Genomic DNA, 25,336 nt, shown 5'->3' on the forward strand with positions numbered 1-25,336 from the left:
GCCCGCCTACGACGGGCGTCAGTCAGACCCGGCGCATCACCGTCACGACCTTGCCGAGGATCGCGGCGTCGTCGCCGGGGATCGGATCGAAAAGCGGATTGTGTGGCATCAACCAGACGTGCCCGTCCTTGCGCTTGAAGGTCTTGACCGTTGCCTCGCCGTCGATCATCGCTGCGACGATGTCGCCGTTGTCGGCGACGTTCTGCTGACGGACGACCACCCAGTCGCCATCGCAGATGGCGGCATCGATCATCGACTCACCAACCACGCGGAGCAGGAACAGGGAGCCCTCGCCAACGAGTTCGCGAGGTAGCGGAAAGACGTCTTCGACTGCCTCTTCGGCGAGGATGGGCCCGCCGGCGGCGATGCGGCCCAGGACGGGGACGAATGTCGGGGTCGGGAGGTCTCCGTTGATAGCGTCCGAGTGTTGCGTGTCCGGAGCGTCGGAGACGTTCACCGCGCGCGGCCGGTTGGCGTCTCGCTTGAGCAACCCCTTCCGCTCCAGCGTGCGCAACTGGTGCGCGACCGACGACGTGGATGTGAGGCCGACGGCATCACCGATTTCGCGGATGCTCGGCGGGTAACCGCGCTCACGCACCGACTTGCGGATCACGTCGAGAACCCCGCGCTGGCGGTCGGTGAGTGACGCCTCGGCCGCGACCGGATCGATGGGTGCCTCCACGCCGCCCCCGCTCTTGTTGGCGGCGTCGCCGCGATCGTTGCCCTTGGGCGACGACGGGCTGCGTCGTGACTTCTCTGTCATCGAATCCGTCCTTCCCGGATGTGGTGAGGCGCTCCCGGTGGTGAACGCCTTGCTGTCGTGAAACGCCTTGCTCTGACGAAGCGCCGTGCTGCGGTGAAGCGCATGTCGGGCTATGTGTCCTGCTGCAACTTCTGGCGCCGACATTAGCCGAGGCCACCGACAACATCAAACACCTGTTCGACGTGTCGCAGGACTTTGTCGTACCCCCGTGGTAGAACTCGAACATCCGTTCATCGAACGCATGAGCGACCATTGGAGGTAGCGATGACCAGCACGATGACCACCCCAGCGTTTCGTTCGTCAAGCGCTCCGGTCACAACGCCGCTGGAGAAGCGGTCGGCAGCGCCCGGGACTGCCGGGACGGCCCATCACCGTGCCCACAGCCCGGCGGTCGGCGGCGGTCGGGCGTCGACGATCGGCACGGGCCGCGACGCGCGTCGTGTGTCAGGAAGCGTGCGCACACGCCAACCGCACCGAGCCGTGCATGCGGGCGTCGCGCCCCGTGGCCGAGCGGAGATCGTCGTCGAGCGCGGCACCTCGACACGACCCGTGGGTACACGGTGCGCAGGAGGTGTCGGCGAACTCACGGCGGCTCGTCGCCGCAGGGCGGCCGTACTCGCGGTGCTCGCCGGGATCGGGCTGGCACTCACGGTATGGGTGGTCGGTGTCGTTGGCGCCGATTACCAACGGGCGAGCGCACCCGCGGCAACCTCGACCCAGGTGGTCCACGTGCGAGCCGGCGAGTCGCTGAGTTCGATCGCGGCTCGCGTGGCACCCGATGCGCCGCGCCAGACCGTCATCGACGAGATCATCGACCTCAACGACCTGCCGTCGAGCGGGCTACGTGTGGGCCAACCACTCCTCGCGCCCACCTACCGATGAGGGCGGGCGGTATTCTCGATGTCACAGGGTCCAGTCGGAAACCGACACGGTCACCGCTGCGGTCTCGAATCACCGGGTCGTCTGACGATCCGGACGACCGAGACCGTCGGAGCCGCTGCGTCCCGAGATTTGCACGAGGACTACATGCGCTGCCCGTTTTGCAAGAACGAAGACACCAAAGTCGTCGATTCGCGTGTCGCCGATGAAGGGCAGGCCATTCGTCGGCGTCGCGCCTGCAGTGAATGCGGGCGACGTTTTTCGACCGTCGAGAGTGCTGTTCTGTCAGTGGTGAAGCGCAACGGAGTGACCGAGCCGTTCAGCCGGGAGAAAGTGATGCGCGGAGTGCGACGTGCGTGCCAGGGGCGGCAGGTGAATGAGGACGATCTCGCACAGCTGGCTCAGCAGGTCGAAGATGCGGTGAGGTCGTCGGGATCTGCAGAGATCCCGAGTAATGAGGTCGGTCTTGCCATTCTCGGTCCGCTTCGCGACCTCGACGAGGTTGCGTATCTGCGCTTTGCCTCTGTGTATCGCTCGTTCGACTCCGTCGAAGACTTTCAGCGTGAGATCGATGATCTCCAGGGAAACCTCACTGGTTCGCGCGACGGCTCCGGCGATCTCGACGATTCCTCAGTGAGAGACGATGCCGCTGACAGCGAGGCGTCGACCACGCACGCTGCGCTGTCACCCGAGTCGGTCAAGAGCTCGTAGCGCTCGCTTCTCCGAGATCGGGTAGGCGGTTCCGAGCTGCTGGGCGAAGAGGCTGACCCGTAACTCCTCGACGATCCAGTGTGCCTCCTCGCTCACTGCGTCGCGACGTGCCTCGGGCAGCTGTGTGAGGCATTGATTCCATCGTTCTGTGACCCTGTCGATGCTGGCCATCGCTTCTCGATCGCGAGCCGCGGCGGCTGGGAGTTGTTCGAGGCGTCGTCGAGCCGCCGTCAGATACCGCGGCACATGCTGGAGGTGTTCGCGTCCGGTGCTGAGGACGAACCCATCGAAAACCAGATCGTTGAGCTGTTCGGCGACATCGTCAGACGCTGCCTGACCCGAGTGACTGTCGATGTCGGCGCGCAGCGGAGCCACCTCTCGCAGGACTGCTACCGCCAGCGAGAAGTACTCCGGGGCCTCTGCAGCGACGAGCGGACGTAGAGTCGTGACGAGGTGTGCGAACGCTTCCGGTGTTCGGATGGACCCGAGATCTACTGTCGCGGGGGCGATGTCACGGATCGCCCGGCGTGTGCAGTCGGAGTAGAGCGCGTCGGGGTCGGTATACGGGCTCTGGCTGAGCGCCAGTCGATCAGCCGGGTCGAGCCCGGCACTGATCTTTCGCGAGAGCGGAGCTATTGCGTGATCGAGAAGTGTTGTCACTGCTCCGCGGAGCTGCGCGTGTCGCTGCGCGTCCGACGTGGCGAGCGTGCGTGCCACGCCTCGATCGCCATCGGCGTCAACCACCTCCAATGACGGATATCGCGTGATCTGTTGTCCGGCAACGGAGTCGATGGTCGAATCGGCAAGCGTTCCGATCCCGTCTGCCGTCCATGCCGTGTACCTCCGACGCGCTGGAGCGGGCGTCGCCTCACCGTCGACGCGTCGACGCAGTTCGGCCAGTGACTTGCCGGTGGCGACCGTCTCCTCCTTCTCGTCGATCACGACGAAATTCATCCGTAGGTATGCCGGAAGACGGTCCGGTGCGAAGTCCTCCGGCGCGATCGCATGTCCGGTGATCGTCGACAACTCCCGGGCGAGGCCGACGGTCAGTGGCTCCTTGCGCGGAGTGAGCCGCGACAGCGCGAGGTCGGCGAACCGCTGGGCGGGCGCCATGGTCTTGCGGATGGGCTTGGGCAGCGTTTTGATCAGCTCGGTCGCGAGTTCGTTGCGCATCCCCGGCACCAGCCAGTCGAAGCCCGCCGGTCTGACGTGGCGCAGGAGCGGACGTGGAATCAGTACCGACACACCGTCGTCCGGCGCGCCGGGCTCGAACCGGTACCGCAGGCGATACCGGGTGTCGCCCTGCTGCCACGCTCCGGGATAGTCGGCATCTGCGACGTGGACGTCTGCGGCCACGTCCTCGGGGGTCAGGTCGAGAAGTGCCGCATCGGATCTCCTCGCCTTCTTCCACCAGGTGTCGAAGTGACGTGCGGACGTGACATCGGGGCCGATGCGCTGGTCGTAGAACTCGAACAGCTGGTCCTCGGTGATCACCACATCGCGCCGACGTGCGCGGTGTTCGACTTCGGCCGCGTCGGAGAGAAGCGCTCGATTGCGTTCGAAGAACGCGTGATTCGTTTTCCAGTCACCTTCGACGAGCGCGTGTCGGATGAACATGTCGCGCGCGGCTGCCGGATCGATGGGGCCGTAGTCGACACGGCGTCGGGCCACCAGCGGAACGCCGTAGAGGGTGACCCGTTCGTAGGCCATGCTCGCTCCGCGCTTCGACGACCAGTGCGGTTCGCTGTGGGTGCGCTTGACCAGGTCACCCGCGAGTCGTTCAGCCCACAGCGGGTCGATTCCTGCGACGGTGTGGGCGAACAGCCGCGAGGTCTCCAGGATCTCGGCAGCCATGAGAAAGGCTGGCGGCTTCTTCGACAGTGACGACCCGGGGAAGATCATCAGTGTCGTGTTGCGTGCGCCGGTGTACTCGCGGCCTTCGGCGTTGCGGGCGGCGATGTTGCTCAGGAGTCCGGACAGTATCGCCCGGTGAATCGCATCGGTGTGGTGTGATACCTCCGCGCTGCCTGAGTCCGACGGTGTGGGCTCCGTTGTCGCCCAGCCGAGATCGTCGACGATGCGTCTCAGTTGTCGGTGCAGATCCTGCCACTCGCGGATGCGCAGGTAGTGCAGGAATTCGCGCTCGCAGGTACGTCGGAACTGGTTGCCGGACAATTCCTGTCGCTTGTCCTGCAGATAGCGCCACAGACTCAGATACCCCAGGAAATCGGAGCCGGGCACGACGAACCGTTTGTGCGCAGCGTCGGCCACCTCCCTGTGATCGGCGGGCCGCTCGCGGACGTCGGGGATCGACAGCGCTGCGGCGATCACCAGAACGTCGGCAAGACAACCGGATTCGTGTGCTGCGATGAGCATTCGCGCGACCCGCGGCTCGACCGGGATGCGTGACATCGTGCGGCCGACCGGAGTCAAACGGGGAGTGGTGTCGGTCTTGTCGGTCGTCGTGATCGCACCGAGTTCGGTGAGGACGCCGATACCGTCGCGAATACCGCGGGCGTCGGGGGGTTGCACGAACGGGAAGTCGGCGATGTCGCCGAGCTTCAGCGACGCCATCTGCAAGATCACCGAGGCGAGGTCGGTGCGGAGGATCTCGGGGTCGGTGAACGCCGGTCGGGCATCGAAGTCGGCCTCGCTGTAGAGGCGGATGCAGATGCCCGGCGCGACACGTCCGCACCGGCCTGCGCGCTGACGAGCACTGGCCTGCGAGACCGGCTCGACCGGAAGCCGGTGGATCTTGGTGCGCGCCGAGTACCGCGAGATGCGCGCGGTGCCGGTGTCGATGACGTAGCGGATACCCGGGACCGTCAGCGATGTCTCGGCGACGTTGGTGGACAGAACGATCCGGTTCCCGCGGGACGGGGTGAAGACCTTCTGCTGTTCGGCGATCGACAGCCGTGCATACAGCGGCACCACCTCGGCGCCCGCGGCGACGCGTCGCGACAGAGAATCGGCGGCTTCACGGATATCGCGCTCGGTCGGCAGGAACACGAGGATGTCGCCGCCGGAGGTGCTACGCCCCCATAGCTCGTCGATCGCCGCGTCGATGCCCTGGATCTGATCGAGATCGGCGTGTTCGCCGCCCCCGCGTTCGTCACCGGTGTCGGGGCTGTCGGAGGTGGTCAGTGGGCGATACCGCACGTCGACCGAGTAGGCGCGCCCGGACACCTCGAGCACAGGGACCTCGGTGTCGGCCGTGGTGAAGTGTCGTGCGAACCGGTCGGGTTCGATCGTCGCCGACGTGATGATGAGCTTCAGGTCGGGCCGTCGGGGGAGCAGCCGGTGCAGATAGCCCAGGATGAAATCGATGTTGAGGCTGCGCTCGTGCGCCTCGTCGACGATCAGCGTGTCGTAGGCACGAAGCATCGGGTCGGTGGCGATCTCGCGGAGCAGGATGCCGTCGGTCATGACCTTCACGAGGGTGTCGGCACCCGACCGGTCGGAGAACCGCACCGAATATCCCACGGCGTCACCGATGTCGGTGTTCGTCTCGTCGGCGATGCGTCGGGCCACGGAACTGGCGGCAATGCGGCGCGGCTGGGTGTGGCCGATGGAGCCGCGGATCCCTCGTCCGAGTTCGAGACAGATCTTGGGAAGCTGCGTTGTTTTGCCAGAACCCGTTTCGCCTGCGATCACGACGACCTGGTGTGCGGCGATTGCTGCCGCTATCTCGTCACGGGCCTCCGATACGGGAAGCTCGGGCGGGAAATCGAGGACCGGCACCGCGGCTCGACGACGCTCGATACGCCGTGACGCGGCATCGATGTCGCGGGTGAGCGCGCGAACCGCATCGGCGTTCGGTGAAGCCCCGAGCTTGTCGACGCGACGCCGTAATCGGTGCTGGTCGACGATCGTCAGGTCGGCAAGCCGGCGGCGAAGCGAGCGTGGGTCCGTCGACACGGGCCGTGCCTCCGGTGCGGACGCCTCGTCTGGCCGATCGGGCCGGGATTCGGGGGAGACGGACATGATGTCTCCAGGATATGGGTCGATCCCGCGTCGTCGTCCCACAGGTGACCCTGCCTGGCTCTGTCGCGACGCCGACGGGCATCATTGAGCACATGTCAGGTTCACTGTGGCACGGATTCGCCGACATGGGGTCGGTCACCGCAAGCGGCCCGTTCGTCATCACGCGGGGCGAGGGCACCCGCGTCTGGGACCGCGACGGCAACGAGTATCTCGATACCACCGCCGGGCTGTGGTTCACCAACATCGGACACGGCCGGACCGAGGTCGCGCAGGCGGTGGCCGATCAACTCTCGACGCTCGCGCACTACTCGGGATTCGGTGATCTCACCGCCGATGTGACCGACGCGCTCGCGGATCGTCTTGCCACCATCGCGCCGGTACCGGGAAGCAAGATCTTCTTCACCTCCGGCGGAAGCGACTCGGTCGACACCGCGGCCAAACTCGCCCGACGCTACTGGGTCGAGGTGGGCCGACCGGAGAAGACGATCATCGTCGGCCGGACCAAGGCCTATCACGGCATGCACGTCGCGGGTACGTCGCTCGCGGGCATCCCCAGCAATCACGACGGCTACGGGACCTTGATGCCCGACGCCCAGACCGTCGAGTGGGACGACGCCAAGAGTCTGCTCGGCCTGATCGAACGCGTGGGGGCCGACAAGGTCGCCGCGTTCTTCTGTGAGCCGATCATCGGCGCGGGCGGCATTTACCTCCCGCCGGCGGGCTACCTGGCAGAGGTCAGGCAGATCTGCCGCGACAACGACGTGCTGTTCGTCGCCGACGAGGTGGTCACGGGATTCGGGCGCATCGGTGGAGACAGCTGGTTCGCCTCGACGCGCTTCGACCTCCAACCCGACATGATGACCACGGCCAAGGGATTGACGTCGGGTTATGTCCCGATGGGCGCGGTGTTCATCGCGCCGCGCGTCGCGGAACCCTTCTACGCCGGCGGGGTGTGGTGGCGGCACGGTTACACCTACGGCGGCCATGCCGGTGCCGCGGCGGCGGCGATGGCCAACCTCGACATCATCGAACGGGAGGGCCTGCTCGGCGAGGCGTCGAGGCTCGAAGGTGATCTCGCGGACAAGCTGGGTCCGCTTGTCGAGCTCGACGCGGTCTCGGAGATCCGCACCGGACTCGGTGCCGTCACCGCCGTCCAGCTCGCCGACCCCGCCACGGCGCCCGCAGCGGTCGGTGCGCTGCGCAAGCACGGCGTCAGTACCCGGGCCGCAGGACAGGGTGCGCTGCAGATCTCTCCGTCGTTCGTCATGCAGACCTCCGAGGTGGGCGAGTTGGCTGACCGCATCACCGCCGCGCTCGGCTGAGAGTGCGCCTTACCCCTGCGTCGTCGGCAGGACCTCTATCGACGCGGCGTTGACCGCTGCGGGAAGCGATACCGACCAGGCGACGGTCTCCGCGATCGCTGAGGCGGGTATAGGCGGGTTCGCCACCGCGAAGTCGGCGAGAAGCTCCTTCGAGCCCGGATAGCTCATGTCGTGACCGAGATCTGATTCCGTCATGCCCGGTTCGATGGCCCGCACCCGGATACCGTCGGGTCCGAGCTCCGCTCGCAGTATGCGCGTCAGATGGGTGACGGCAGCCTTCGTTGCCATGTAGACCGCGTACGTCGGGAGCACCATGTGCGCACCGATCGAACTGATCAGGACGAGGTCGGCAGCCCGCCGATTGTCCGCCGCCGCCCTCAGTCCCGGGACGGCTGCACGCGCGGTGTCGAGAACGCCCATCACGTTGACGTCGAGCATGCGACGCCACTCGGCACGGTCGGCGTCGACGAACGGCGCGGCCAGCATCGCCCCGGCGTTGGCGACGACGAGGTCCGGCGCACCGAGCCTTTCGGTCACCTCGTCGAAGGCCGCGACGACCGCGGTCGGATCGCTGACGTCGGCCACGACCGGCACTCCGTCTATGTCCTGCGCGACCCGTGCGATCTTGTCGATTCGCCGGCCCAGGAGCGCAACCCGGGCTCCGCGGGCCGCGAGCGCGCGTGCGGTCGCGGCGCCGATACCTGTTCCGGCGCCGGTCACCACGGCGATGCGGTCGGTGAGGGTGGGTGTGAATGCGATGCTCTCCTGCTGTGTCATGTCCTCAGCGTCGACGAGGTCAGACGACCGGCACAGACCGTGTGGTGAGGGGTCCTCGCACTACCTGGCTGAGCACGCCAGGCGTCCTAGACTCTCCCCATGACCGCACTCGGTGAGTTTCTTCGCGCGCGACGCGAACGAGTGGACCCTGCCACATTGGGCCTACGCACGGTGGGACCGCGTCGGACACCAGGGCTCCGGCGTGAAGAGCTTGCGAGTCTCGCCGGTATCAGCGTCGAATACCTGATCCGGCTCGAACGTGGACGCGATCGGAACCCATCGGCGGCAGTGGTGAGCGGCCTGGCTGATGTCCTGGGACTCGACGACTCCGAACGCGATCACCTCGCCGCCCTCGCCGACGTACGGATCGACGTCGACTTCTCCGATGACGAAGTGGGCGAATCGATCCGGGTGTTGATGGCGCAGTGGCGCCAACCCGCGATCGTCATGAATCGATTCATGGACCTGCTCGCGGTCAACGACGCCGGTGCCCCGCTGCACGGAGCACTCGGAATCGGAGTCGGAGACAACATGCTGCGCAAGCTCTTTCTGGATCCGCGAGCTCGTCCCATCTACCTCGACTTCGAGGAGGTCGCTGCGGAGATCGTCGCCAACCTCCGGTCACTCACCGGCGGTGACATCGACCATCCACGCCTCCGCGACCTCGTCGGCGAGCTCTCGCTGCGCTCTCGATTGTTCGCCAAGATCTGGGCTCGTAACGATGTCCAGGTCAAGTCGAGAGGCTCGAAGCGGATGTTGTTACCCGAGGTCGGCGTTCTCGAGTTGCGTTGGGACACACTCGAGGTGGCAGGTGCCCGAGGACAGCGTGTCGTCGTTTATCAGCCGGTCGAGGGCACGGGTAGCGCGGAGAAGCTGCTGCGCCTCGAGGCCGCGGCGACGGCGACAACGTCCGTCGGACGCTGACCGGACGCCAGAATGCCCCGGTCTCTGGCGAGACCGGGGCATTCATGTTCGCTGGTGATCAGGCGTTGGCCAGCACCTCGGTGGTGGCGATGGCCTGCGCGACACCGGAAACGGTCGCGGCGACCTTGACGGCCTCCCAGACCTGTTCCTTGGTGAGGCCCGCGTCGCGGACGACCTTCGCGTGTGCGGCGGTGCAGTCGTGACAACCGTTGATGGTCGACACGGCGAGGCTCCACAGCTCGAAATCGGTCTTGTCGACGCCGGGGTTGCCGATGATGTTCATCCGCAGTCCCATACGCACCTGGGCGTAGTCGTCGCCGAGAAAGCTCTTGGCCCGGTAGGCGACGTTGTTCATACCCATGATCGACGCCGCGCCCAGCGCCGCGTTGTAGGCGTCGGCCGACAGGGTGTCGGCGGCTTCCTCGGATACCTCGGCGAGCACCTTCGCATTACGCGATGCCGCCGCGGTGGCGAGGAAGGTGCCCCAGAGCTGCTGCTCGGAGAGCTCGGTCGAGCGAGCCAGTGAACCCAGGTTCAGCTTGAGGTCCTTGGCGTACTCGGGAAGAGCCTCTTTGAGATTGTCGATGCTCATGCGAATTCCTCTCAGACGCTTGCGGTGAGGAGCTCGCCGGCGTCGATGGTCGGGTCGCCCTTCTTCCAGTTGCAGGCGCACAGTTCGTCAGACTGCAGTGCGTCGAGAACGCGGAGCACCTCGTCGACGTTGCGGCCGACGGAGCCGGCGGTCACCGAGACGAACTGGATCTCGTTGTTGGGGTCGACGATGAACGTCGCGCGATCGGCAACACCATCGGCGTTGAGAACGCCGGCCGCGGTTGCCAGCTCACGCTTGAGGTCACTCAGCATCGGGAAGGGGAGGGTCTTGAGATCCTCGTGCTGTGCACGCCACTGGAAGTGGACGAATTCGTTGTCGACCGACGCGCCGAGTACCTGTGCGTCACGGTCGGCGAACTCGTCGTTCAGCTTGCCGAAGGCGGCGATCTCGGTCGGGCACACGAACGTGAAGTCCTTGGGCCAGAAGAAGATGATCCGCCACTTGCCGGGATGATCGTCGCTCGACACCTGGGTGAAGTAGTCGTCGGGCTGCTGCGCGTCGACCTTGCTCAGATCGCCTCCGATGACAGCCGTCAGGTTGTATGCGGGGAATTGATCTCCGATGGTCAGAAGAGCCATGTGTCTTTCGCTCCTTCGTGTCGATGGCGTTCGTGGGTGGCGCGCGAACTCACGTATCTGCAGTTGCCCCTCAATTCTGCCCAAAGACCACCGAAAACGAAACGTGATGATTAGCACTAGACTGATAGGTATGAGTGATAGAAGTTATCAGCCGTCGATCGCCGGTCTGCGGGCATTCGTCGCGCTGGCGCGAAAACGTCATTTCGGCTCGGCGGCAACGGAACTCGGTGTCAGTCAACCGTCACTGTCGCAGGCGCTCGCCGGCCTGGAGGCAGGGCTGGGTAGGCAACTCATCGAACGTACAACCCGGCGTGTCTTCTTGACTGCGGAAGGCGAAGCGCTCCTACCCAAGGCGATCGCGGTGACCGACGCCGTCGATGAATTCCTCTCCGCGGCCGCGGGATCCGACGACCCGTTGACCGGCACCCTGCGCCTCGGCTTCATACCGACGGTCGCGCCCTACATTCTGCCCACAGTGCTGCGCGGACTCGCCGATCGATTGCCTTCTCTCACTTTGCGTGTGGTCGAGGATCAGACCGCGCGACTGCTGGCTCAGTTGAGGGAGGGATCGCTCGACGCGGCCTGTCTCGCCCTGCCGGCGGACGCTCCCGGACTTGCCGAGATACCCATGTACGCCGAGGATTTCGTCCTCGCTCTGCCGTCCGATCATCCGTTGGCCGGGCGCAAACGGGTTGATCCGAGCTCACTCGCCGATCTGCCGCTTCTGCTGCTCGACGAGGGGCATTGCCTGCGCGACCAGGCGCTCGAGGTGTGCAGGCTTGCCGGGGTGCGCGCCGACATCGGGCACACCCGCGCGGCGTCCCTCGCCACCGCGGTGCAGTGCGTGGAGGGTGGCTTGGGGGTGACCCTCATCCCCGGCACTGCCGTTGCCGCGGAGACCGCGGGCGGGGACCTCGCCACTGCCACGTTCACCACGCCCCGCCCGGGAAGGCGGATAGGACTGGTCTACCGCGAGTCGTCGGGGAGAGGTGAGTCGTATCAGCGACTCGCGTCGATCATCGCGCGGCTCGTCGAGCAGACCGGCGCGGTGCGCGTGGAAAAGGCCGCGTCGATATGAGGTCACTTCTCGCGGGCAAGGGTGTCGGCGGCATCGGTGCGAGCCAACTCCTCCCACTCGTCGAGCAGACTCGAGTCGACCTCACGCACCATGTCTCCGACCCGCTCCGTGATCTCGACGATCTCGTCGGTGAGGACCGTCGTCGGTACCCCCTGGCGTAGAACGCGATAGCAGTCGGACAGGTACCGCAGTACCACTCCTTCGCTGCGGGCAAGGCCGTATGCCGAGATCAACTCGGTGAACGTCATGGCTCGCTCGAGCATGAGGCGTAATACCGACTTCGGCGACGGCGGAAAGCCCGCGATCCACGGATGCGAACGTCGATAGACGCCGAAGGCGTAGTCGATCTCCTCCGCGAGTGGACGCGGCCAGGTGATCTCCTCCAGGCGAGCCATGCGCTCCTCGTACTCGACCCCGTCGGCCTTCATCTCGGCGATCGCCGCGTCGCGCGCTTCTTTCCGCTGCGCCATCAGGACGGGGCGGGGGTCGTCGAGCGTCGCTTCGAGGACAGAGATCACGTCGAGCGCATAGGTCGACGACTCCGGGTCGAGCAACTCGAACGCGGCAAGGGCGAACGCCGACAGTGGATTGGTGAGCGCGAAATTCTCCGGCATGTCGACGCTGAGCGCGATGTAGCGGCCGTCGGAGTCGGGCTCGGGCAGTTGTACGACGATGCCAGCGTCGCGCAGGTCGCGGTAGAGACGAATCGTGTGCCGGATCTGGCCGAGCTGGCGGTGGCGCGGGAGGTGGTTCTCCTCCAACAGATGCCGCGTGGCGGCAAAGCAGTCGCCTGGCCGTCCGAGTACCTCGAGCAGCATCGCCGTGGTCATGCGGAAATGGGACCGCAGTGGCTCGTCCGGTGCGTCGACGAGTTGCAGGAACGTCTTCTCGCCCCATGAGACGAAACCCTCGGGTGGCTTCTTGCGGACGATCTTGCGCAGGTTCTTCGGGTCGTCACCTGCCTTGGCCACGGCTCGCGCATTCTCGACGTCGTGTTCGGGCGCCTGGGCGACCACGTAGCCGATGGTGTCGAACCCCGCCCGCCCTGCGCGACCCGCGATCTGGTGAAATTCGCGCGCGCGAAGTCGACGTACGCGCGTGCCGTCATACTTGCTCAGCCCAGCGAAGAGCACGGTCCGGATCGGCACGTTGATCCCGACGCCGAGGGTGTCGGTACCCGCGATCACCTTGAGGAGCCCCTGCTGGGCGAGCCGCTCGACGAGTCGCCGATAGCGAGGCAACATCCCCGCGTGGTGCACCCCGATTCCGGCGCGTAGGAGCTTGGAGAGCGTGGAGCCGAAGCCGGTGGAGAAGCGGAAGTCGCCGATCGCCTCGGCGATCTGCGCTTTCTCCTCCTTGGTGGTGATGCGCGCAGACAACAGGGCTTGCGCGCGCTCGACCGCGGAGGCCTGGGTGAAGTGCACGACGTAGACGGGCGCGCGACCGGCGTCGATCAGGCCCTCAATGGTCTCGTGGACGGGCGTCATCGCATACGTGTACTCGAGCGGCACCGGGCGATGTGTTCCGGTGACAGCCGTGGTTGTGCGGCCGGTACGCCGGGACAGGTCGTCGACGAAGAAGCTGACGTCGCCGAGTGTTGCGGACATGAGCAAGAACTGGGTCTGCGGCAACTCGATCAGCGGCACTTCCCACGCCCAGCCGCGATCGGACTCGCCGTAGAAGTGGAACTCGTCGGCGACGAGGACCCCGATGTCGCTGTCCGGACCGTCACGAAGTGCGAGGTTCGCGACGATCTCCGCGGTGGCACAGATGATCGGAGCATTTGCGTTGACCGAGGCGTCGCCGGTCATCAGGCCGACCTGATCTGCGCCGAACTGTGCGCAGAGATCGAAGAACTTTTCGCTGACCAGCGCTTTGATCGGTGCGGTGTAGAAGGCCCGCGCGCCCCGACACCGAGCAAAGTAGATGGCCGCCGAGGCCACCAGCGATTTTCCCGAGCCCGTCGGCGTCGCGAGTATGACGTTGTTGCCCGAGATCAGCTCGAGCAGCGACTCCTCCTGGTGCGGGTAGAGGTCGATCCCGCGGTCGGCCCACCACCGGGTGAACGTGTCGAATGCGGCGTCGTCGTCGGCGACGGGGGTCAGCGTAGACGCCGACTCGGACACGGATCCGTCGATCAGTTCGGCGATGACGAACCGCCGTCGCCGTTCTCGTTCCGCGACGAGTCGTCGGGATCGACGTCGTCACGCGATTGCTCTGCGAGGAAGCGCTCGAGTTCGGCGCCGAGTTCGTCGCCGCTGGGCAGCGGTTCGTCCGCGGCGAGGAGCGATGCCCGCTGCGTCTGTGCCTCGGTGAAGCTGTCGTACTGCGCTTCGAGTGCCGCGACAACGGATTCGATTTCTCCGTTGCCCGATACCTCGGCGTCGACCTGTTCGCGAACGGCTGCCGCGGCCGATTCGAGTGCGCCGGTGGGTAATTCGAGTCCGGTCAGCCCTGATACGGCTTCGAGGAGCCGAGCCGCCGCCGCGGGATAGTCGGTCTGCGACAGGTAGTGCGGCACATGCACCGAGAGGCCCGACGTACGGCGTCCACCCTGTCCCAGACGCAGCTCGAGAAGCATCGAGGCGCTCGCGGGCAACTTCATCTGTGAGCCCCACGTCGGCAGATCCCCCAGCGATTCGGGTTCGTTGCCGTGTGCCGTCAGCGATGCAGGCCGGGTGTGGGGCACGGCCATCGGGATGGCGTTGAGACCAATCACATCGGTCACCCGGAAGTGGTCGGCGAGACGGCGGATGGCCTCGGTGAACTGTTCCCACCGCAGATCGGGCTCAGAACCCGACAACAGCAGAAACGGTTTGCCGGCGTTGTCGCGGATCGCGTGCAGCGTCAGGGTGGGCATCTGGACCTCGGTGAAGGTCTCGCCGCTGAATGTGATCGTCGGGCGCCGCGAGCGGTAGTCCATCAACTCGTCGTTGTCGAACGTTGCGACCACCTCGGAATCGAGGGAGTCCCGCAGATTCTGGGCTGCCAGCGCAACCGCGTGGCCCGCATCGGCGAAGCCGTCGAGGGCGTGGATGAGTACCGGCCCGGTTCCGGCGTCGTCGGACACCCGCGGGGCGGGGAAGGCGAGCTCGAAGAGCTGACGGCCCTCGTCCGGATGGGGATCCATGTCGTCCCTCCTCTTGAAGATCGGCACGTGCCTGTCCTACCTGTTCGTCGAATTGTCCCGCATGCACACCTGTTGTGACGAATCGGTGTCGTCTGTCGACGCATCGTTGTCGTCGAAATGCGCGGGACCGTCTGTGCTGTGTCAACAACGGAGCAGACCTACCGATTCCCGACATCGATCCGATCGCGGCCGGAGTGTCGCGGCGGGCTTACCCGCAACACGGTGGCACAGTCGAAACTCATGGCTGTGCGCAGGGTCGGTGTGGTGATGGGTGTGGCCGCTGTCTTGTTGATGGCGGCGTGTTCTGTCGACGGCGATCCGACGCAGAACAACGCTGATCTCTCGTCGCGATCGGTGACCGCAGCCGACTTCCCGGTGTCGGGGGCGACCCGCGTTCCGCAGAACTCGGTCGCGTACGCGATCGGCGACCTCATCGGCAGGCCCGCGAACTCCCCGTACGACCCGCCCTCCTGCCAACCGGCAGCAGTGGGCTCCGACGGCGCGGTGGTCTACCTGGGCATTGTCGAGGCCGACCGCGCGTCGTTCACGTCAGCTGTCGTCGGGGTCGACACCTCGTTGTCATCGGTGGTCGATCAGGCCCGGGCATGTCCGAGGGCAACGACGGGCTCTGCCTCGACCGCGCGGAGCACAGTGCAGACGACGATATCCGACGCTCCGCAGCATCCATCGGGCATCGACACCACGGCGATACAACGAACCGTCGAGACCGGTGGCGATCAGGCGCCGCTGCTGACACGCACGATGACCTATATCGGACAGCGTGGCACAGTGCGCGTGTACTGCCAGTACCGATGGCCGTCGGCAGGTGACATCAACCCGGAGGTCTCCGGCCAGCTCGAGTCACTGTTCGACAAGGCGCTGCGGGCGGCCTTCGGTACATGACGTTGTGCACGCGGCCCGGAATGTGCACAACCCCGGTGTACCGGGCATGCGTGGGGAACAAGCGTCCGCCCACACACCGAAGATGTTCGACATGTCACCTCGCAACGTCTCCTCGAACGGCCCCATCCGAACCGTCTCCGCACTGCTGACCGCAGTCCCCGGCTTCTTCGGATTCGTGCCCGTACGCTCACTCGTGCTTCTGTCGCTGGCATCGGACGCGCGCACGGTCCACGCATCAGTGCGACTCGATCTCAGCATCGGACCCGACGGTTCGCCGACGCCACACATGCTCGCCGAGATCGACAATCTGGCGCGCATTCTCCACGGTTACGGCAGCGCGGATGTCATCGCGATCATCGGCGACGACAGGTTCGAACCGACCTCGCCGAGATACAAGGAGATCCTGTCCGTCGTCGATCGGAGGATGCGACTGTGCGGCGGGGTCGGCCGGGGGTACATCTGCAGGCATTTCCGGGAAGGGGAGCGGTGGATACAGATCTGGGAGGAGGGCGCTGCGCTGATGACCCGGTCGCCGAGACACAGCGGTGTACTCGACGATCCGCGTATCTCGCCGACAGCTGTTGCCGGTGCGGTCAATTCGGGACGGTTCCTCCTCGGCAACCGCGAGGAGATCGCATCGATGTTGGCGCCGACGTCGCATTGCGACGAGGTGTGCTGCGATCTGGGCTCGTGCGCCATCGCGTGCGATGGCTGGTCGGGTGAGGCGTCGCCGTCGGAACTGATGGCCGCGGTCTTCGAGGCGGTCGTGGTGGGACCCGACCGCTTCGACTGTGCATCGGTGACCGAACTCGAGCGCGCGATCTGCGACGTGCAGGTGCGGGACGCGGCATTGGCGTTCGCGGTCACTGACCTCCGTTCAGAGGCCGAGATCCTGTGGCGCGAACTGACCCGACGGCTCGGTGGAACGGGCCGAGCGAGCGCAGCGACGCTGCTCGCTCATCTGCACTACATCGCAGGTGAGGGAAGCTTCGCGGGGGTTGCGCTCGACGTGGCACGCCACGCCGACCCGTCCTGGAAACTCGCTGAGCTCCTCGACCACTCGCTGCGCAACGGACTACGGCCCGACAACCTGTGGCACATCATCGGCGACTCGTATGAGGCCGCCAGGCGACTCGGCGTGACCCTCCCGAGCGCCACCCTGCGCGACGCGAGTTGACACGGCCGGCGCAGATCGGGCACATGCTGAGTCGACAACTGCTGGTGCTCAGACCTTTTCGACGAACAACGAGTGAGCCATCTCCGGCGACAGCGTCAGGCCGGCATGCCCGGGGGTGCTGATCTCCACCTTCTGCGGTGTGCACGTCACGGTGACACGCGCATTGGGGACCACACCCGCCTCACGCAACGCCGCGATCAGTTCGGTGTCGGACTGGGCATGCTCGGAGAGTCGGCGAACGATCACCGGAACTGCCTCGCCCTGCGGAAGATCCGACAACCGAGCGGCCTCGCCCATGGCCTCGGGCGGCTCGACCCCCAACTCGGCGAGCCCGGGGATCGGGTTGCCGTAGGGCGACGTCGTCGGATTGTCGAGGACGGACAGCAGCCGCCGCTCGACGTTCTCGCTCATCACGTGCTCCCAGCGGCAGGCCTCCTCGTGGACCTCGTCCCAGGGCATCCCGATGACGTCGACGAGCAGTCGCTCTGCGAGACGGTGCTTGCGCATCACGGCGATCGCGAGGGCCCGACCCTTGTCGGTCAGTTCGAGGTGGCGGTCGCCGGCAACGCGCAGCAACCCGTCACGCTCCATACGTGCGACGGTCTGCGAGACCGTCGGGCCACTCTGCTCGAGACGTTCGGCGATGCGTGCGCGCAGTGGGACGATTCCCTCTTCTTCGAGGTCGTAGATCGTCCGGAGGTACATCTCGGTGGTATCAACCAGATCGTTCACTTGAGTCCAGTCCCTTCCGTCCCCACAAGGGTACCTTGACCTGCATCGCGTCCGGCTCGTCACATGCTGAACGCGTCCGGGCCGCGCGGCGAGGCACTAACGTGGGGAATGTGGCGAGTGCGTGGAGACGACGATGAATGCGGCTGTGATCTGGAGTGAGGACTTCCTCTCGTATCGCTGGGCGCACACGCACCCGATGAACCCGGTACGGCTTGCACTGACGATGACACTCGCGCAGAGCCTCGGAGTGCTCGACGACATCGACGTCTCGCCGCCCCTCGACATCGGCGACGACGCACTCACCGTGGTGCACAGTCAGGACTACATCGACGCCGTGCGCGCGGTCGGATCCGGTACCGCGTCGTTGTCGGGGCCGCTTCTCGAGCGCCTGTTCGGACTCGGGGACTCCGACAATCCCGTGTTCGACGGGATGCACGAGGCGGCGCGTCTGCTCGTCGGCGGTACGTTGGCCGCGGCTCAGGCCGTCGGATCGGGTGCGGTGCGTCGGGCCGTCAACATCGGCGGGGGGATGCACCACGCGATGCGGTCGCGCGCAGCAGGATTCTGCATCTACAACGACTGCGCCGTTGCCATCCACTGGTTGCTCGAGAACGGCTTCGACCGCATCGCCTATATCGATATCGACGCACACCACGGCGACGGCGTACAGGTGGCCTTCGCGTCCGACCCCCGCGTGATGACCGTGTCGCTGCACCAGCACCCGGCGACGTTGTGGCCGGGCACGGGTTGGCCGACAGAGGTCGGAGAAGACGCAGGCCAGGGTGCCGCGGTCAACATCGCGTTGATGCCGGACACCCGGGACCGCCTCTGGCTGCGTGCATTCCACGCTGTTGTTCCGTCGCTCATCGCCGAGTTCAAACCGCAGATCATCATCAGTCAGTGCGGTGCGGACAGTCATCGCGCCGATCCGCTCACCGATCTGTCGTTGACAGTCGACGGGCAACGCGCCGCCATGATCGCGATGCGCGACCTCGCCGAGAAGTACAGCGACGGCCGCTGGATCGCGGTCGGAGGAGGCGGCTACGGCGTGGTCAACGTGGTGCCGCGTAGCTGGTCGCACCTGTTGGGCGTCGTGCTCGATCGTGACGTCGACGTCTCGACACAGATCAACGAATCATGGTGTGCCACAGCAGAAGAGATTGCCACCCAGGTCCACTCGGAATACTCCCAGGCGCCCGTGCGCGTGATGGGCGACGGCGGCGACGTCGACTTCGTCGAGTGGGACGGCGACACCGGGCAGGAACCACCCCCCGGCATCGACGAGAGCGCACAACGACAGACCGACCGCGCCATCATGGCCACCCGCCGTGCGGTGTATCCGCTGCACGGCCTCGACCCGGAGGATCCCCGTGACTGATTCCCCCGCAACCGATGTGCCCGAAACAGAGGTGACAGGGTCCACCGGGGAACACGCTGAACACGGCGAGGGTGAGCGCCCCCGCGGCCCGTGGGATTACCCCCGCCACTGGATCGCCGACGTTCTGGCATCAGACGGCGGTGTGGTGCATCTGCGCCCGATCGTGCCCGACGACGCCGACCGCGTCGTGCGCTTCCACGCTGGACTGTCCGAACGTACGCGCTACATGCGGTACTTCGGTCCGACTCCGACGCTCCCGCCGCGCGAGGTTGCACGCATGACCACAGTCGACCATCACAACAGGGTTGCGCTCGTCGCCGTGCTCGGCGGCGAGATCATCGCGATCGGCATCTACGAGGGCCTCGCCGCCGACGGGAAGCCCGAATCGGCCGAGGTCGCGTTCGTCGTCGCCGACGAACACCAGGGCCGCGGCCTCGGGCCCATCCTGCTCGAACACCTCGCAGGCGCCGCGGCCGAGAACGGGTTCACCCGATTCGAGGCCGAGGTGCTCAGCGAGAACCCGAACATGGTGGCCGTGTTCCGCGACGCGGGTTATCAGATCTCCCGTGCCTTCGACGGATCGACTGTCCACGTCGAGTTCACGATCGATCCCACCGAGGCCATGCTCTCGGTACGCAACGACCGCGAGCGTGCATCGGAGGCACGCAGCGTCGCGAATTTGTTGCGTCCGGCCTCCGTAGCGGTGATCGGGGCGTCGACCGATCCAAAGAAAGTGGGAAACGCGCTGCTGGCCAATATCATTGCCGGTGGCTTCACCGGGCCGGTCTTCCCGGTGAACGGACCGGACCGAGACCCCGACGACGAGCAGGACAGCACGTCGGCACACGATGCCGTGCGTGCGAGGGCGACTGCGCCGCAGCCTCGCCGCCATCACGGCCCCTCTCGATCGCCGCGCGTACGGCCGCCGTCGGTCAGGGGAATCCGCGCGTATCCCACCGTCCGCGACATCCCCGATCCCGTCGACCTCGCCGTGGTCGCTGTGCCCGCGGCGAGTGTCGACGAGGTACTCGACGACTGCATGGTCAAGGGCGTGCGCGCGCTTGTCATCGTGTCGTCCGGATTCGGCGAGAGCAGTGAGGCGGGCCTGGAGAGCGAGCACCGGCTCGTGCAGCAGGTACGCGAGCACGGAATGCGGCTGGTCGGCCCGAATGCGCTCGGCGTCGCGAACAATGACCCGTCGATCGCGTTGAACGCCACGCTCGCACCACGCATCCCGCCGTTGGGACGCGTCGGATTCTTCTGCCAGTCCGGCGCGCTGGGTATCGCGATCCTCGATACGGCCGCGCACCGACAAATCGGACTGTCGACGTTCGTCTCGGCAGGCAATCGCGCCGACGTCTCGGGTAACGACCTGCTCCAGTACTGGGATTCGGACACCGCCACCGACGTCGTGTTGCTGTATCTGGAGAGCTTCGGTAATCCGCGGAAGTTCTCGCGTATCGCCCGTAGGGTGTCGCGGTCCAAGCCGATCGTGGCGGTGAAGTCGGGCAAGGGGGCGATGAGTCCGGTGCGCGCGGCACGGACCGCCGCGGCAAGTCTCGACGACCGCATCGCGCAGATGATGCTCGAGCAGGCTGGTGTGATCCAGGTCGACACGATCCCCGAACTGTTCGATTCCGCGTCGATTTTCGCCTACCAACCGTTGCCGCGTGGCCCCCGGACACGCATCATCGGGAACTCGTCTGTGCTCGGTAGCCTCGCCGCCGACACCGCGCGCTCGGGCGGACTCGAGGTGGAGTCGACCATCGACCTCGGCGCGGGAGCGTCGGAGGACGAGTTCGAGGGCGCGGTTGCGCAAGCGATGGCTGATCCGGGCGTCGACAGCGTGATCGTTGTCTTCGTGCCACCGGTCGCAGTAGATCTCGACTGGCATGCCCGGGCGCTGATGGCGGGCGCGAACACGCCTGACGCCGATGCCGACAAACCGATCGTGACCACCTTCGTGGCCGTGGAGGGCATCCCGCCCGGCCTCATGAAGCCCGGTCCCTCGGGGCTGCCCACCCGCGGCTCGATCCCGTCGTATTCGTCGCCGGAGCGGGCGGCCGCCTCGTTGGCTCGTGCATGGCGATATGCGCGGTGGTGTTCCCGACCGGAGGTACCCGTCGAGCGTCCCGACGGAATCGATCCCGAGGCCGCCCGGACATGGGTGCGTGAAGTGATGTGCCCGACGTCCGATGCAGGTTCGCAGGACAACGGAGCCGATGGCGTCCCCTCGGAGACGGTCCTCGGCGACGTCGACTCCGCGCGGCTGCTGGCCTGGTACGGCGTCGAGGTGGTGCCGTTCCGAGAGGTGTCGACGATGCACGAGGCGTCGGCCGCGGCGCGCGAACTGGGATTCCCGGTGGCGGTGAAGGCCACGTCCCCGTCGTGGCGGGGCAGACTCGATCGCGAGGGGGCACGGCTCGATCTCCCGGATGCCACCGCGGTGGTGACCGCGTTCGCCGAGATATCGGAGCTGACCGGGGACGACGTGCTGCATGTGCAGAAGATGGCACCGAAGGGCGTCGGCACCATGGTGCGCATGCGCGACGACCCGTCGTTCGGGCCGTTGATCTCATTTGGACTGTCGGGCAGAACCTTCGAGCTGCTCGGGGACGACGGATATCGCGCGATCCCGATCACGGCACTCGACGCCGACGAACTGATCGACGAGCCGCGATCGGCGCCACTGCTGTACGGCTATCGGGGGGAGGCCCCGGCCGATCGAGAGGCACTCGTCGACCTGCTGATCCGCATCTCGACGATGGCCGACGACATTCCGGAGATCCGCGAGATCGTCGTCGACCCGGTGCTGTGCTCGCCGGAGGGCGCAGCCATCCTCAACGTCCGCATACGGATCGGCCCGGTGCCCACCAAAGCGGACACCGGGCCGAGACGTCTGAGTTAGGTCGAGTCAGCTCGCGTAGGCGCGCAGGCGCTCGGCGCGCTCTCCCTGGCGGAGCTTGCCCATGACCTCACGCTCGATCTGTCGGACACGCTCGCGCGAGAGCCCGAACATGCGCCCGATCTGATCGAGTGTGCGCGGTTGTCCGTCGTCGAGGCCGTAGCGCATACGGATCACCTGCTGCTCGCGCTCGTCAAGCGTGGCGAGAACCGCACGCACGTCCGTGTGCATCAGACCGGCGATGACGGCACTCTCCGCGGAGGTCGCCTCGGCGTCTTCGATGAAGTCGCCCAGCGGTGCCTCCTCGTCGCTTCCGACCGGCATGTCGAGGCTCACCGGGTCGCGGCTGTGATCGAGGAGATCTGCGATCTTCTCCGCGGGGATACCGGACTCGTTGGCGAGCTCGTCGTCGGTGGCCTCTCGGCCGAGCTGCTGGTGAAGTTCTCGTTTGATGCGCGCCAGCTTGTTGACCTGCTCGACCAGATGGACCGGAAGGCGGATGGTGCGGCTCTGATCGGCCATACCGCGGGTGATGGCCTGGCGAATCCACCAGGTCGCGTATGTCGAGAACTTGAAGCCCTTCGCGTAATCGAACTTCTCCATCGCGCGGATCAGGCCGAGGTTGCCCTCCTGGATGAGATCGAGAAGCGGCATTCCACGCCCGGTGTAGCGCTTGGCCAGCGAGACAACCAGACGGAGGTTGGCCTCGAGCAGATGCGACCGAGCGGTCTCGCCCTCGCGCACGACGATTGCGAGATCACGCTTCTTCGCAGCGGAGAGACGCTTGCGGGTCGCCAGCACGTGCTTGGCGTAGAGGCCTGCCTCGATCTGCTTGGCGAGCTCGACCTCCTGCTCTGCATTGAGCAGGGCCGTGCGGCCGATGCCGTTGAGGTAGACACGGACCAGATCTGCCGCAGGTGACTGTGCGTCGAGATCTTGTTCCGTCATGGCCGGACGCGAGGGGGTGGTGTCGCCGGGGGCGACGGTGGATGTGGAGCGTGTGACGGTGGAGCGTGACATCGGGCCTCCTAATCGAGTGCGTTCACAGGGTCCAACGACATGCACTCGTCGAAAGTTCCCTGGGGGCCGATTCAGTCTTTTGGCTTCTGACCTGCGTGAACGCAAACTTCTCACGCTCAGTCGGCTGAGAATCCGCTGAGATGTGACCCGATCGCGGCGTCGGTTCGGGTGCTAGAAGTCGCGTTTCGAGCGCGTGAGGTCAGTTCGGGTGCCTGTGGTCGGCCACGGACGAGTCGATCACGTTCGATTCGTCGCCCAGCGCGGGCGGTCCCACGACGTGGTGGTCGGGTCCGTACTTGTAGTGGGCCACCTCACCGCGCTTACGGGGCGGACGGTCGTTGGCGATCAGGACGGCGACCCAGGGGAGTGGGATGGAGAGGGCCACGATACCCAGCGCCCACCATCCCGAACCCGTCATGCTGTAGACGATGCCCGCCACGATCAGCGCGGGAACACGAAAGGCCATCAGCGTCAGATACTTACGGACGCGCGCGCGATGCTGCTCGTCGAGGGACTGCTGCGCGTCGGTGATGAGGAAAGCGTCGGTCGACGCGTGATCGCGCCTCGGCCCGTCAGTGCCGGACATCACGGTGGCCTGATCGATCAGCGCAGACCATGATCGCGCTTCGCTCCGTCGATTCCCATGGCTCCACTGTTCCACTTTCGCCGCCCGATTGCACCGACAGGTCCCCGGTGACGTGACGCGCTCGGGCGTGTCGTCGGGCGCGGGTCGTTCCGGTTGCGCCGCGTCCCAGGCCACCGTGTCGGAATCGGACGGTGAGGAGCACAATAGAGCGCATGGCAACCGAAACTATCGAGCGTCCCGACCTCGACGAATGGTCGGACACCAAGACCGACGAACGCCCCGACGCCGACGCGACCGACCGGGGAGACGACGACCGGCCCAAGTTCTTCCACTACGTCAAGAAGGACAAGATCGCCGAGAGTGCGGTCATGGGCAATCATGTTGTCGCGCTGTGCGGCGAGACGTTCCCGGTGACACGTTCGGCCAAGCCGGGATCGCCGGTCTGCCCCAAGTGCAAGAAGATATACAACCGGATGCGCAAGGAGTGAGGTTCGCCGCTCACGCCGCCGCCTGCTAGCGAGGATCGCCGGGCGGCGGTTGTCGTCGGGACCTGGTGTCCGGATGCCCCCGTGTGCTGCGGTCGCCGCGCGGCGGATTGCCGTTAATGTCGACGGCGTCCGCGGGGGAGTGTTCGTTGCGCTGGGGCGACTTGCGGATGGGCCCGGTGGCCAGACGTTCGGGCAACGATCGGATGTGTCCGGTGATATCGGACGTCTGCTCGTGCACCCAATGCCTGACGTGGGCTGTGGCGGGCGGTTTTGCGGGCCACAGTGACTGCACGGCGGCGTTGAACTCGGCGCCGATCACGATGGCGAACCCGAGGAAGAACGTGAACAGCAGGAAGGCTATCGGGGTGGCCAGTGCTCCGTAGGTGTAGCCGGCCCGGGTGACCGCCGCGAGGTAGATGCGCAATATGTAACTGGCGATCCAGAAGAAGATCCCGGCCACCACTGCGCCACCGACAAGACGGTGCCAGGGCAGCGGATTGGGCAGCGCCAGGTGATAGAGGGTGGTCAGGACCCCGAGCATCAGAACCGCGACGAAGGGGAAGTATCCGTAGTCGATCAGCGCGCTGACTCCCCGATCCCACGAGTCAGGAACGATCTCGTGAAGGTAGTTCGGACCGAGCGCCACCAGGGGCAGCAGAAACACCGACACAACCAGAAAGCACACGTAGAGCAACAGCGCGAAAATCCTCTGCCACACCGGATTTCGCACTTCGTGCTGGTCGTGTGCGCGCACAATCGAGGCGACGAAGCACGACACGGCCGACGAGCCGGCCCACAGCGACAAGATGAAGCCCACCGAGATCACCCCGACACGTCCTCGGCCGAGGACGTTGTCGACAGTCGGTGTGATGAGGTCGTTCACCACACTTGCCGAGAACGTGCGGTCGGCGAAGCTGATGATCCGCGACGAGATGACCCCTACGGTGTCGGGACCGAACCAGCCGGCGACGTAGCCGACGCTGCCCAGGAGCCCGAGGAGCAGCGGAGGTAGTGACAGGGCCTGCCAGAAAGCCGCTTGTGCCGCCCAGCCGACGATCCCGTCGTCCCACGCCTTCTTGATTGTGCGCCAGACCACGCGGTGCAGGTTCGGCAGGACCGGTGGCCCCGGGCGCGGGTCGTGGTGTTCCTGCGGATCATCGGTTCCCTCCGCCGCACGCGCGGCGTCGTGTTCCCGGCCGGTGTGTCGCGCGGCATCCGGGGCGTCGAGCGGTGAGTGCTCGTCGCCGGCGGGGAGGTCCATCGACACGGGTGCGGGCCGACGGTGTGGCCTGCGTGAGCGTGCGCCGATGACCGGCGACGGCGCGTCGTCGTCGGTCATCGGTACGGGGTTGCGGCGTGTTGTGGCTATGGGTCCAGCATCCATGATT

General features: G+C 66.1%; 21 protein-coding genes. 10 read left to right on the top strand and 11 right to left on the bottom strand.

The genetic code is table 11. The annotated features are described in order from the left end of the window. Positions 1-22: 22 nt before the first annotated feature. Positions 23-763 (bottom strand): transcriptional repressor LexA, encoded by a 741-nt coding sequence (gene lexA, locus GOACH_RS07570; protein ID WP_005172930.1) that lies wholly within the window; start codon positions 761-763, stop codon positions 23-25. Between the two features lie 264 nt (positions 764-1,027). Between lexA and GOACH_RS24230 the strand changes: the two genes are divergently transcribed. Beyond that, positions 1,028-1,645 carry a LysM peptidoglycan-binding domain-containing protein gene (locus tag GOACH_RS24230; protein WP_245551841.1) on the top strand — a complete coding sequence of 206 codons (618 nt, stop codon included), beginning with the start codon at positions 1,028-1,030 and terminating at the stop codon, positions 1,643-1,645. 144 nt (positions 1,646-1,789) lie between these two features. Then, a complete protein-coding gene (gene nrdR / locus GOACH_RS07580; RefSeq protein WP_040518081.1) occupies positions 1,790-2,353 on the top strand; it encodes a transcriptional regulator NrdR in 564 nt (187 codons plus the stop codon). On the opposite strand, the gene hrpA is transcribed toward nrdR, so the two are convergent. Further along, positions 2,327-6,337: an ATP-dependent RNA helicase HrpA gene (gene hrpA / locus GOACH_RS07585; RefSeq protein WP_005172937.1), complete on the bottom strand. Its 4,011-nt coding sequence runs from the start codon at positions 6,335-6,337 to the stop codon at positions 2,327-2,329. The genes nrdR and hrpA overlap by 27 nt on opposite strands. A 92-nt stretch (positions 6,338-6,429) precedes the next feature. On the opposite strand from hrpA, the gene GOACH_RS07590 reads away from it, so the two are divergent. After that, positions 6,430-7,659 carry an aminotransferase family protein gene (locus GOACH_RS07590; RefSeq protein WP_040518082.1) on the top strand — a complete coding sequence of 410 codons (1,230 nt, stop codon included), beginning with the start codon at positions 6,430-6,432 and terminating at the stop codon, positions 7,657-7,659. A 9-nt stretch (positions 7,660-7,668) separates the two neighbouring features. On the opposite strand, the gene GOACH_RS07595 is transcribed toward GOACH_RS07590, so the two are convergent. Then, positions 7,669-8,436, bottom strand: a complete 768-nt coding sequence (locus GOACH_RS07595) for an SDR family oxidoreductase (protein ID WP_005172947.1) — start codon at positions 8,434-8,436, stop codon at positions 7,669-7,671. A gap of 99 nt (positions 8,437-8,535) precedes the next feature. Between GOACH_RS07595 and GOACH_RS07600 the strand changes: the two genes are divergently transcribed. Beyond that, entirely contained in the window at positions 8,536-9,360 is an 825-nt protein-coding gene (locus tag GOACH_RS07600; RefSeq protein WP_005172950.1) for a helix-turn-helix transcriptional regulator, read from the top strand. A 58-nt stretch (positions 9,361-9,418) separates the two neighbouring features. Here the strand turns inward: GOACH_RS07600 and ahpD are convergent, their stop codons facing one another. Then, the gene (gene ahpD / locus GOACH_RS07605) at positions 9,419-9,952 is read right to left on the bottom strand and encodes an alkylhydroperoxidase, AhpD family (RefSeq protein ID WP_005172953.1); all 534 of its coding nucleotides are present in this window, start codon (positions 9,950-9,952) and stop codon (positions 9,419-9,421) included. A gap of 11 nt (positions 9,953-9,963) precedes the next feature. Next, positions 9,964-10,551 carry a peroxiredoxin gene (locus GOACH_RS07610; protein ID WP_005172956.1) on the bottom strand — a complete coding sequence of 196 codons (588 nt, stop codon included), beginning with the start codon at positions 10,549-10,551 and terminating at the stop codon, positions 9,964-9,966. 106 nt (positions 10,552-10,657) lie between these two features. Between GOACH_RS07610 and GOACH_RS07615 the strand changes: the two genes are divergently transcribed. Next, a complete protein-coding gene (locus tag GOACH_RS07615) occupies positions 10,658-11,629 on the top strand; it encodes a hydrogen peroxide-inducible genes activator (protein WP_005172960.1) in 972 nt (323 codons plus the stop codon). 2 nt (positions 11,630-11,631) lie between these two features. On the opposite strand, the gene GOACH_RS07620 is transcribed toward GOACH_RS07615, so the two are convergent. Both GOACH_RS07620 and GOACH_RS07625 read right to left on the bottom strand, forming a co-directional pair. Further along, complete coding sequence (locus tag GOACH_RS07620) at positions 11,632-13,755, bottom strand: DEAD/DEAH box helicase (protein WP_005172962.1); 2,124 nt, start codon at positions 13,753-13,755, stop codon at positions 11,632-11,634. An 11-nt stretch (positions 13,756-13,766) separates the two neighbouring features. Continuing rightward, positions 13,767-14,759: a PAC2 family protein gene (locus tag GOACH_RS07625; protein WP_005172964.1), complete on the bottom strand. Its 993-nt coding sequence runs from the start codon at positions 14,757-14,759 to the stop codon at positions 13,767-13,769. Between the two features lie 240 nt (positions 14,760-14,999). On the opposite strand from GOACH_RS07625, the gene GOACH_RS07630 reads away from it, so the two are divergent. Together GOACH_RS07630 and GOACH_RS07635 are read left to right on the top strand one after the other, a co-directional pair. Continuing rightward, a complete protein-coding gene (locus tag GOACH_RS07630; protein WP_157227586.1) occupies positions 15,000-15,662 on the top strand; it encodes a hypothetical protein in 663 nt (220 codons plus the stop codon). 91 nt (positions 15,663-15,753) lie between these two features. Beyond that, positions 15,754-16,839: a DUF4192 domain-containing protein gene (locus tag GOACH_RS07635; protein WP_040518085.1), complete on the top strand. Its 1,086-nt coding sequence runs from the start codon at positions 15,754-15,756 to the stop codon at positions 16,837-16,839. Between the two features lie 48 nt (positions 16,840-16,887). On the opposite strand, the gene GOACH_RS07640 is transcribed toward GOACH_RS07635, so the two are convergent. Beyond that, positions 16,888-17,571 carry an iron-dependent transcriptional repressor DtxR gene (locus GOACH_RS07640; RefSeq protein WP_005172972.1) on the bottom strand — a complete coding sequence of 228 codons (684 nt, stop codon included), beginning with the start codon at positions 17,569-17,571 and terminating at the stop codon, positions 16,888-16,890. Positions 17,572-17,704: 133 nt separating this feature from the next. Here GOACH_RS07640 and GOACH_RS07645 point away from each other — a divergent pair, with 133 nt between their 5' ends. Continuing rightward, entirely contained in the window at positions 17,705-18,949 is a 1,245-nt protein-coding gene (locus GOACH_RS07645; RefSeq protein WP_005172974.1) for an acetoin utilization protein AcuC, read from the top strand. A gap of 31 nt (positions 18,950-18,980) precedes the next feature. Next, entirely contained in the window at positions 18,981-21,857 is a 2,877-nt protein-coding gene (locus tag GOACH_RS07650; RefSeq protein ID WP_085950592.1) for a bifunctional acetate--CoA ligase family protein/GNAT family N-acetyltransferase, read from the top strand. A 6-nt stretch (positions 21,858-21,863) separates the two neighbouring features. Here GOACH_RS07650 and GOACH_RS07655 read toward each other — a convergent pair whose 3' ends face one another. Together GOACH_RS07655 and GOACH_RS07660 are read right to left on the bottom strand one after the other, a co-directional pair. Continuing rightward, positions 21,864-22,874, bottom strand: a complete 1,011-nt coding sequence (locus tag GOACH_RS07655) for a sigma-70 family RNA polymerase sigma factor (RefSeq protein ID WP_005172977.1) — start codon at positions 22,872-22,874, stop codon at positions 21,864-21,866. Positions 22,875-23,073: 199 nt separating this feature from the next. Next, positions 23,074-23,460 carry a DUF3099 domain-containing protein gene (locus tag GOACH_RS07660; protein WP_005172980.1) on the bottom strand — a complete coding sequence of 129 codons (387 nt, stop codon included), beginning with the start codon at positions 23,458-23,460 and terminating at the stop codon, positions 23,074-23,076. Between the two features lie 212 nt (positions 23,461-23,672). On the opposite strand from GOACH_RS07660, the gene GOACH_RS07665 reads away from it, so the two are divergent. Beyond that, a complete protein-coding gene (locus tag GOACH_RS07665) occupies positions 23,673-23,948 on the top strand; it encodes a DUF3039 domain-containing protein (protein WP_005172981.1) in 276 nt (91 codons plus the stop codon). Between the two features lie 25 nt (positions 23,949-23,973). On the opposite strand, the gene GOACH_RS07670 is transcribed toward GOACH_RS07665, so the two are convergent. Beyond that, positions 23,974-25,209, bottom strand: a complete 1,236-nt coding sequence (locus GOACH_RS07670) for a YihY/virulence factor BrkB family protein (protein WP_005172984.1) — start codon at positions 25,207-25,209, stop codon at positions 23,974-23,976. Positions 25,210-25,336: the final 127 nt, after the last annotated feature.

It is taken from the genome of Gordonia aichiensis NBRC 108223 (assembly GCF_000332975.1).
GTDB lineage: Bacteria > Actinomycetota > Actinomycetes > Mycobacteriales > Mycobacteriaceae > Gordonia > Gordonia aichiensis.

What these genes read in the sequence shown, in the direction of transcription:
- GOACH_RS07600 (WP_005172950.1), top strand. Translation starts at nt 8,536, where the DNA reads ATGACCGCACTCGGTGAGTTTCTTCGCGCGCGACGCGAACGAGTGGAC.
- GOACH_RS07610 (WP_005172956.1), bottom strand. Translation starts at nt 10,551, where the DNA reads ATGGCTCTTCTGACCATCGGAGATCAATTCCCCGCATACAACCTGACG.
- GOACH_RS07670 (WP_005172984.1), bottom strand. Translation starts at nt 25,209, where the DNA reads ATGGACCTCCCCGCCGGCGACGAGCACTCACCGCTCGACGCCCCGGAT.
- GOACH_RS07595 (WP_005172947.1), bottom strand. Translation starts at nt 8,436, where the DNA reads ATGACACAGCAGGAGAGCATCGCATTCACACCCACCCTCACCGACCGC.
- GOACH_RS07660 (WP_005172980.1), bottom strand. Translation starts at nt 23,460, where the DNA reads ATGTCCGGCACTGACGGGCCGAGGCGCGATCACGCGTCGACCGACGCT.
- GOACH_RS07625 (WP_005172964.1), bottom strand. Translation starts at nt 14,759, where the DNA reads ATGGATCCCCATCCGGACGAGGGCCGTCAGCTCTTCGAGCTCGCCTTC.
- hrpA (WP_005172937.1), bottom strand. Translation starts at nt 6,337, where the DNA reads ATGTCCGTCTCCCCCGAATCCCGGCCCGATCGGCCAGACGAGGCGTCC.
- nrdR (WP_040518081.1), top strand. Translation starts at nt 1,790, where the DNA reads ATGCGCTGCCCGTTTTGCAAGAACGAAGACACCAAAGTCGTCGATTCG.
- GOACH_RS07615 (WP_005172960.1), top strand. Translation starts at nt 10,658, where the DNA reads ATGATTAGCACTAGACTGATAGGTATGAGTGATAGAAGTTATCAGCCG.
- lexA (WP_005172930.1), bottom strand. Translation starts at nt 763, where the DNA reads ATGACAGAGAAGTCACGACGCAGCCCGTCGTCGCCCAAGGGCAACGAT.
- GOACH_RS24230 (WP_245551841.1), top strand. Translation starts at nt 1,028, where the DNA reads ATGACCAGCACGATGACCACCCCAGCGTTTCGTTCGTCAAGCGCTCCG.
- GOACH_RS07655 (WP_005172977.1), bottom strand. Translation starts at nt 22,874, where the DNA reads ATGTCACGCTCCACCGTCACACGCTCCACATCCACCGTCGCCCCCGGC.
- GOACH_RS07590 (WP_040518082.1), top strand. Translation starts at nt 6,430, where the DNA reads ATGTCAGGTTCACTGTGGCACGGATTCGCCGACATGGGGTCGGTCACC.
- GOACH_RS07645 (WP_005172974.1), top strand. Translation starts at nt 17,705, where the DNA reads ATGAATGCGGCTGTGATCTGGAGTGAGGACTTCCTCTCGTATCGCTGG.
- GOACH_RS07635 (WP_040518085.1), top strand. Translation starts at nt 15,754, where the DNA reads ATGTCACCTCGCAACGTCTCCTCGAACGGCCCCATCCGAACCGTCTCC.
- GOACH_RS07630 (WP_157227586.1), top strand. Translation starts at nt 15,000, where the DNA reads ATGGCTGTGCGCAGGGTCGGTGTGGTGATGGGTGTGGCCGCTGTCTTG.
- ahpD (WP_005172953.1), bottom strand. Translation starts at nt 9,952, where the DNA reads ATGAGCATCGACAATCTCAAAGAGGCTCTTCCCGAGTACGCCAAGGAC.
- GOACH_RS07665 (WP_005172981.1), top strand. Translation starts at nt 23,673, where the DNA reads ATGGCAACCGAAACTATCGAGCGTCCCGACCTCGACGAATGGTCGGAC.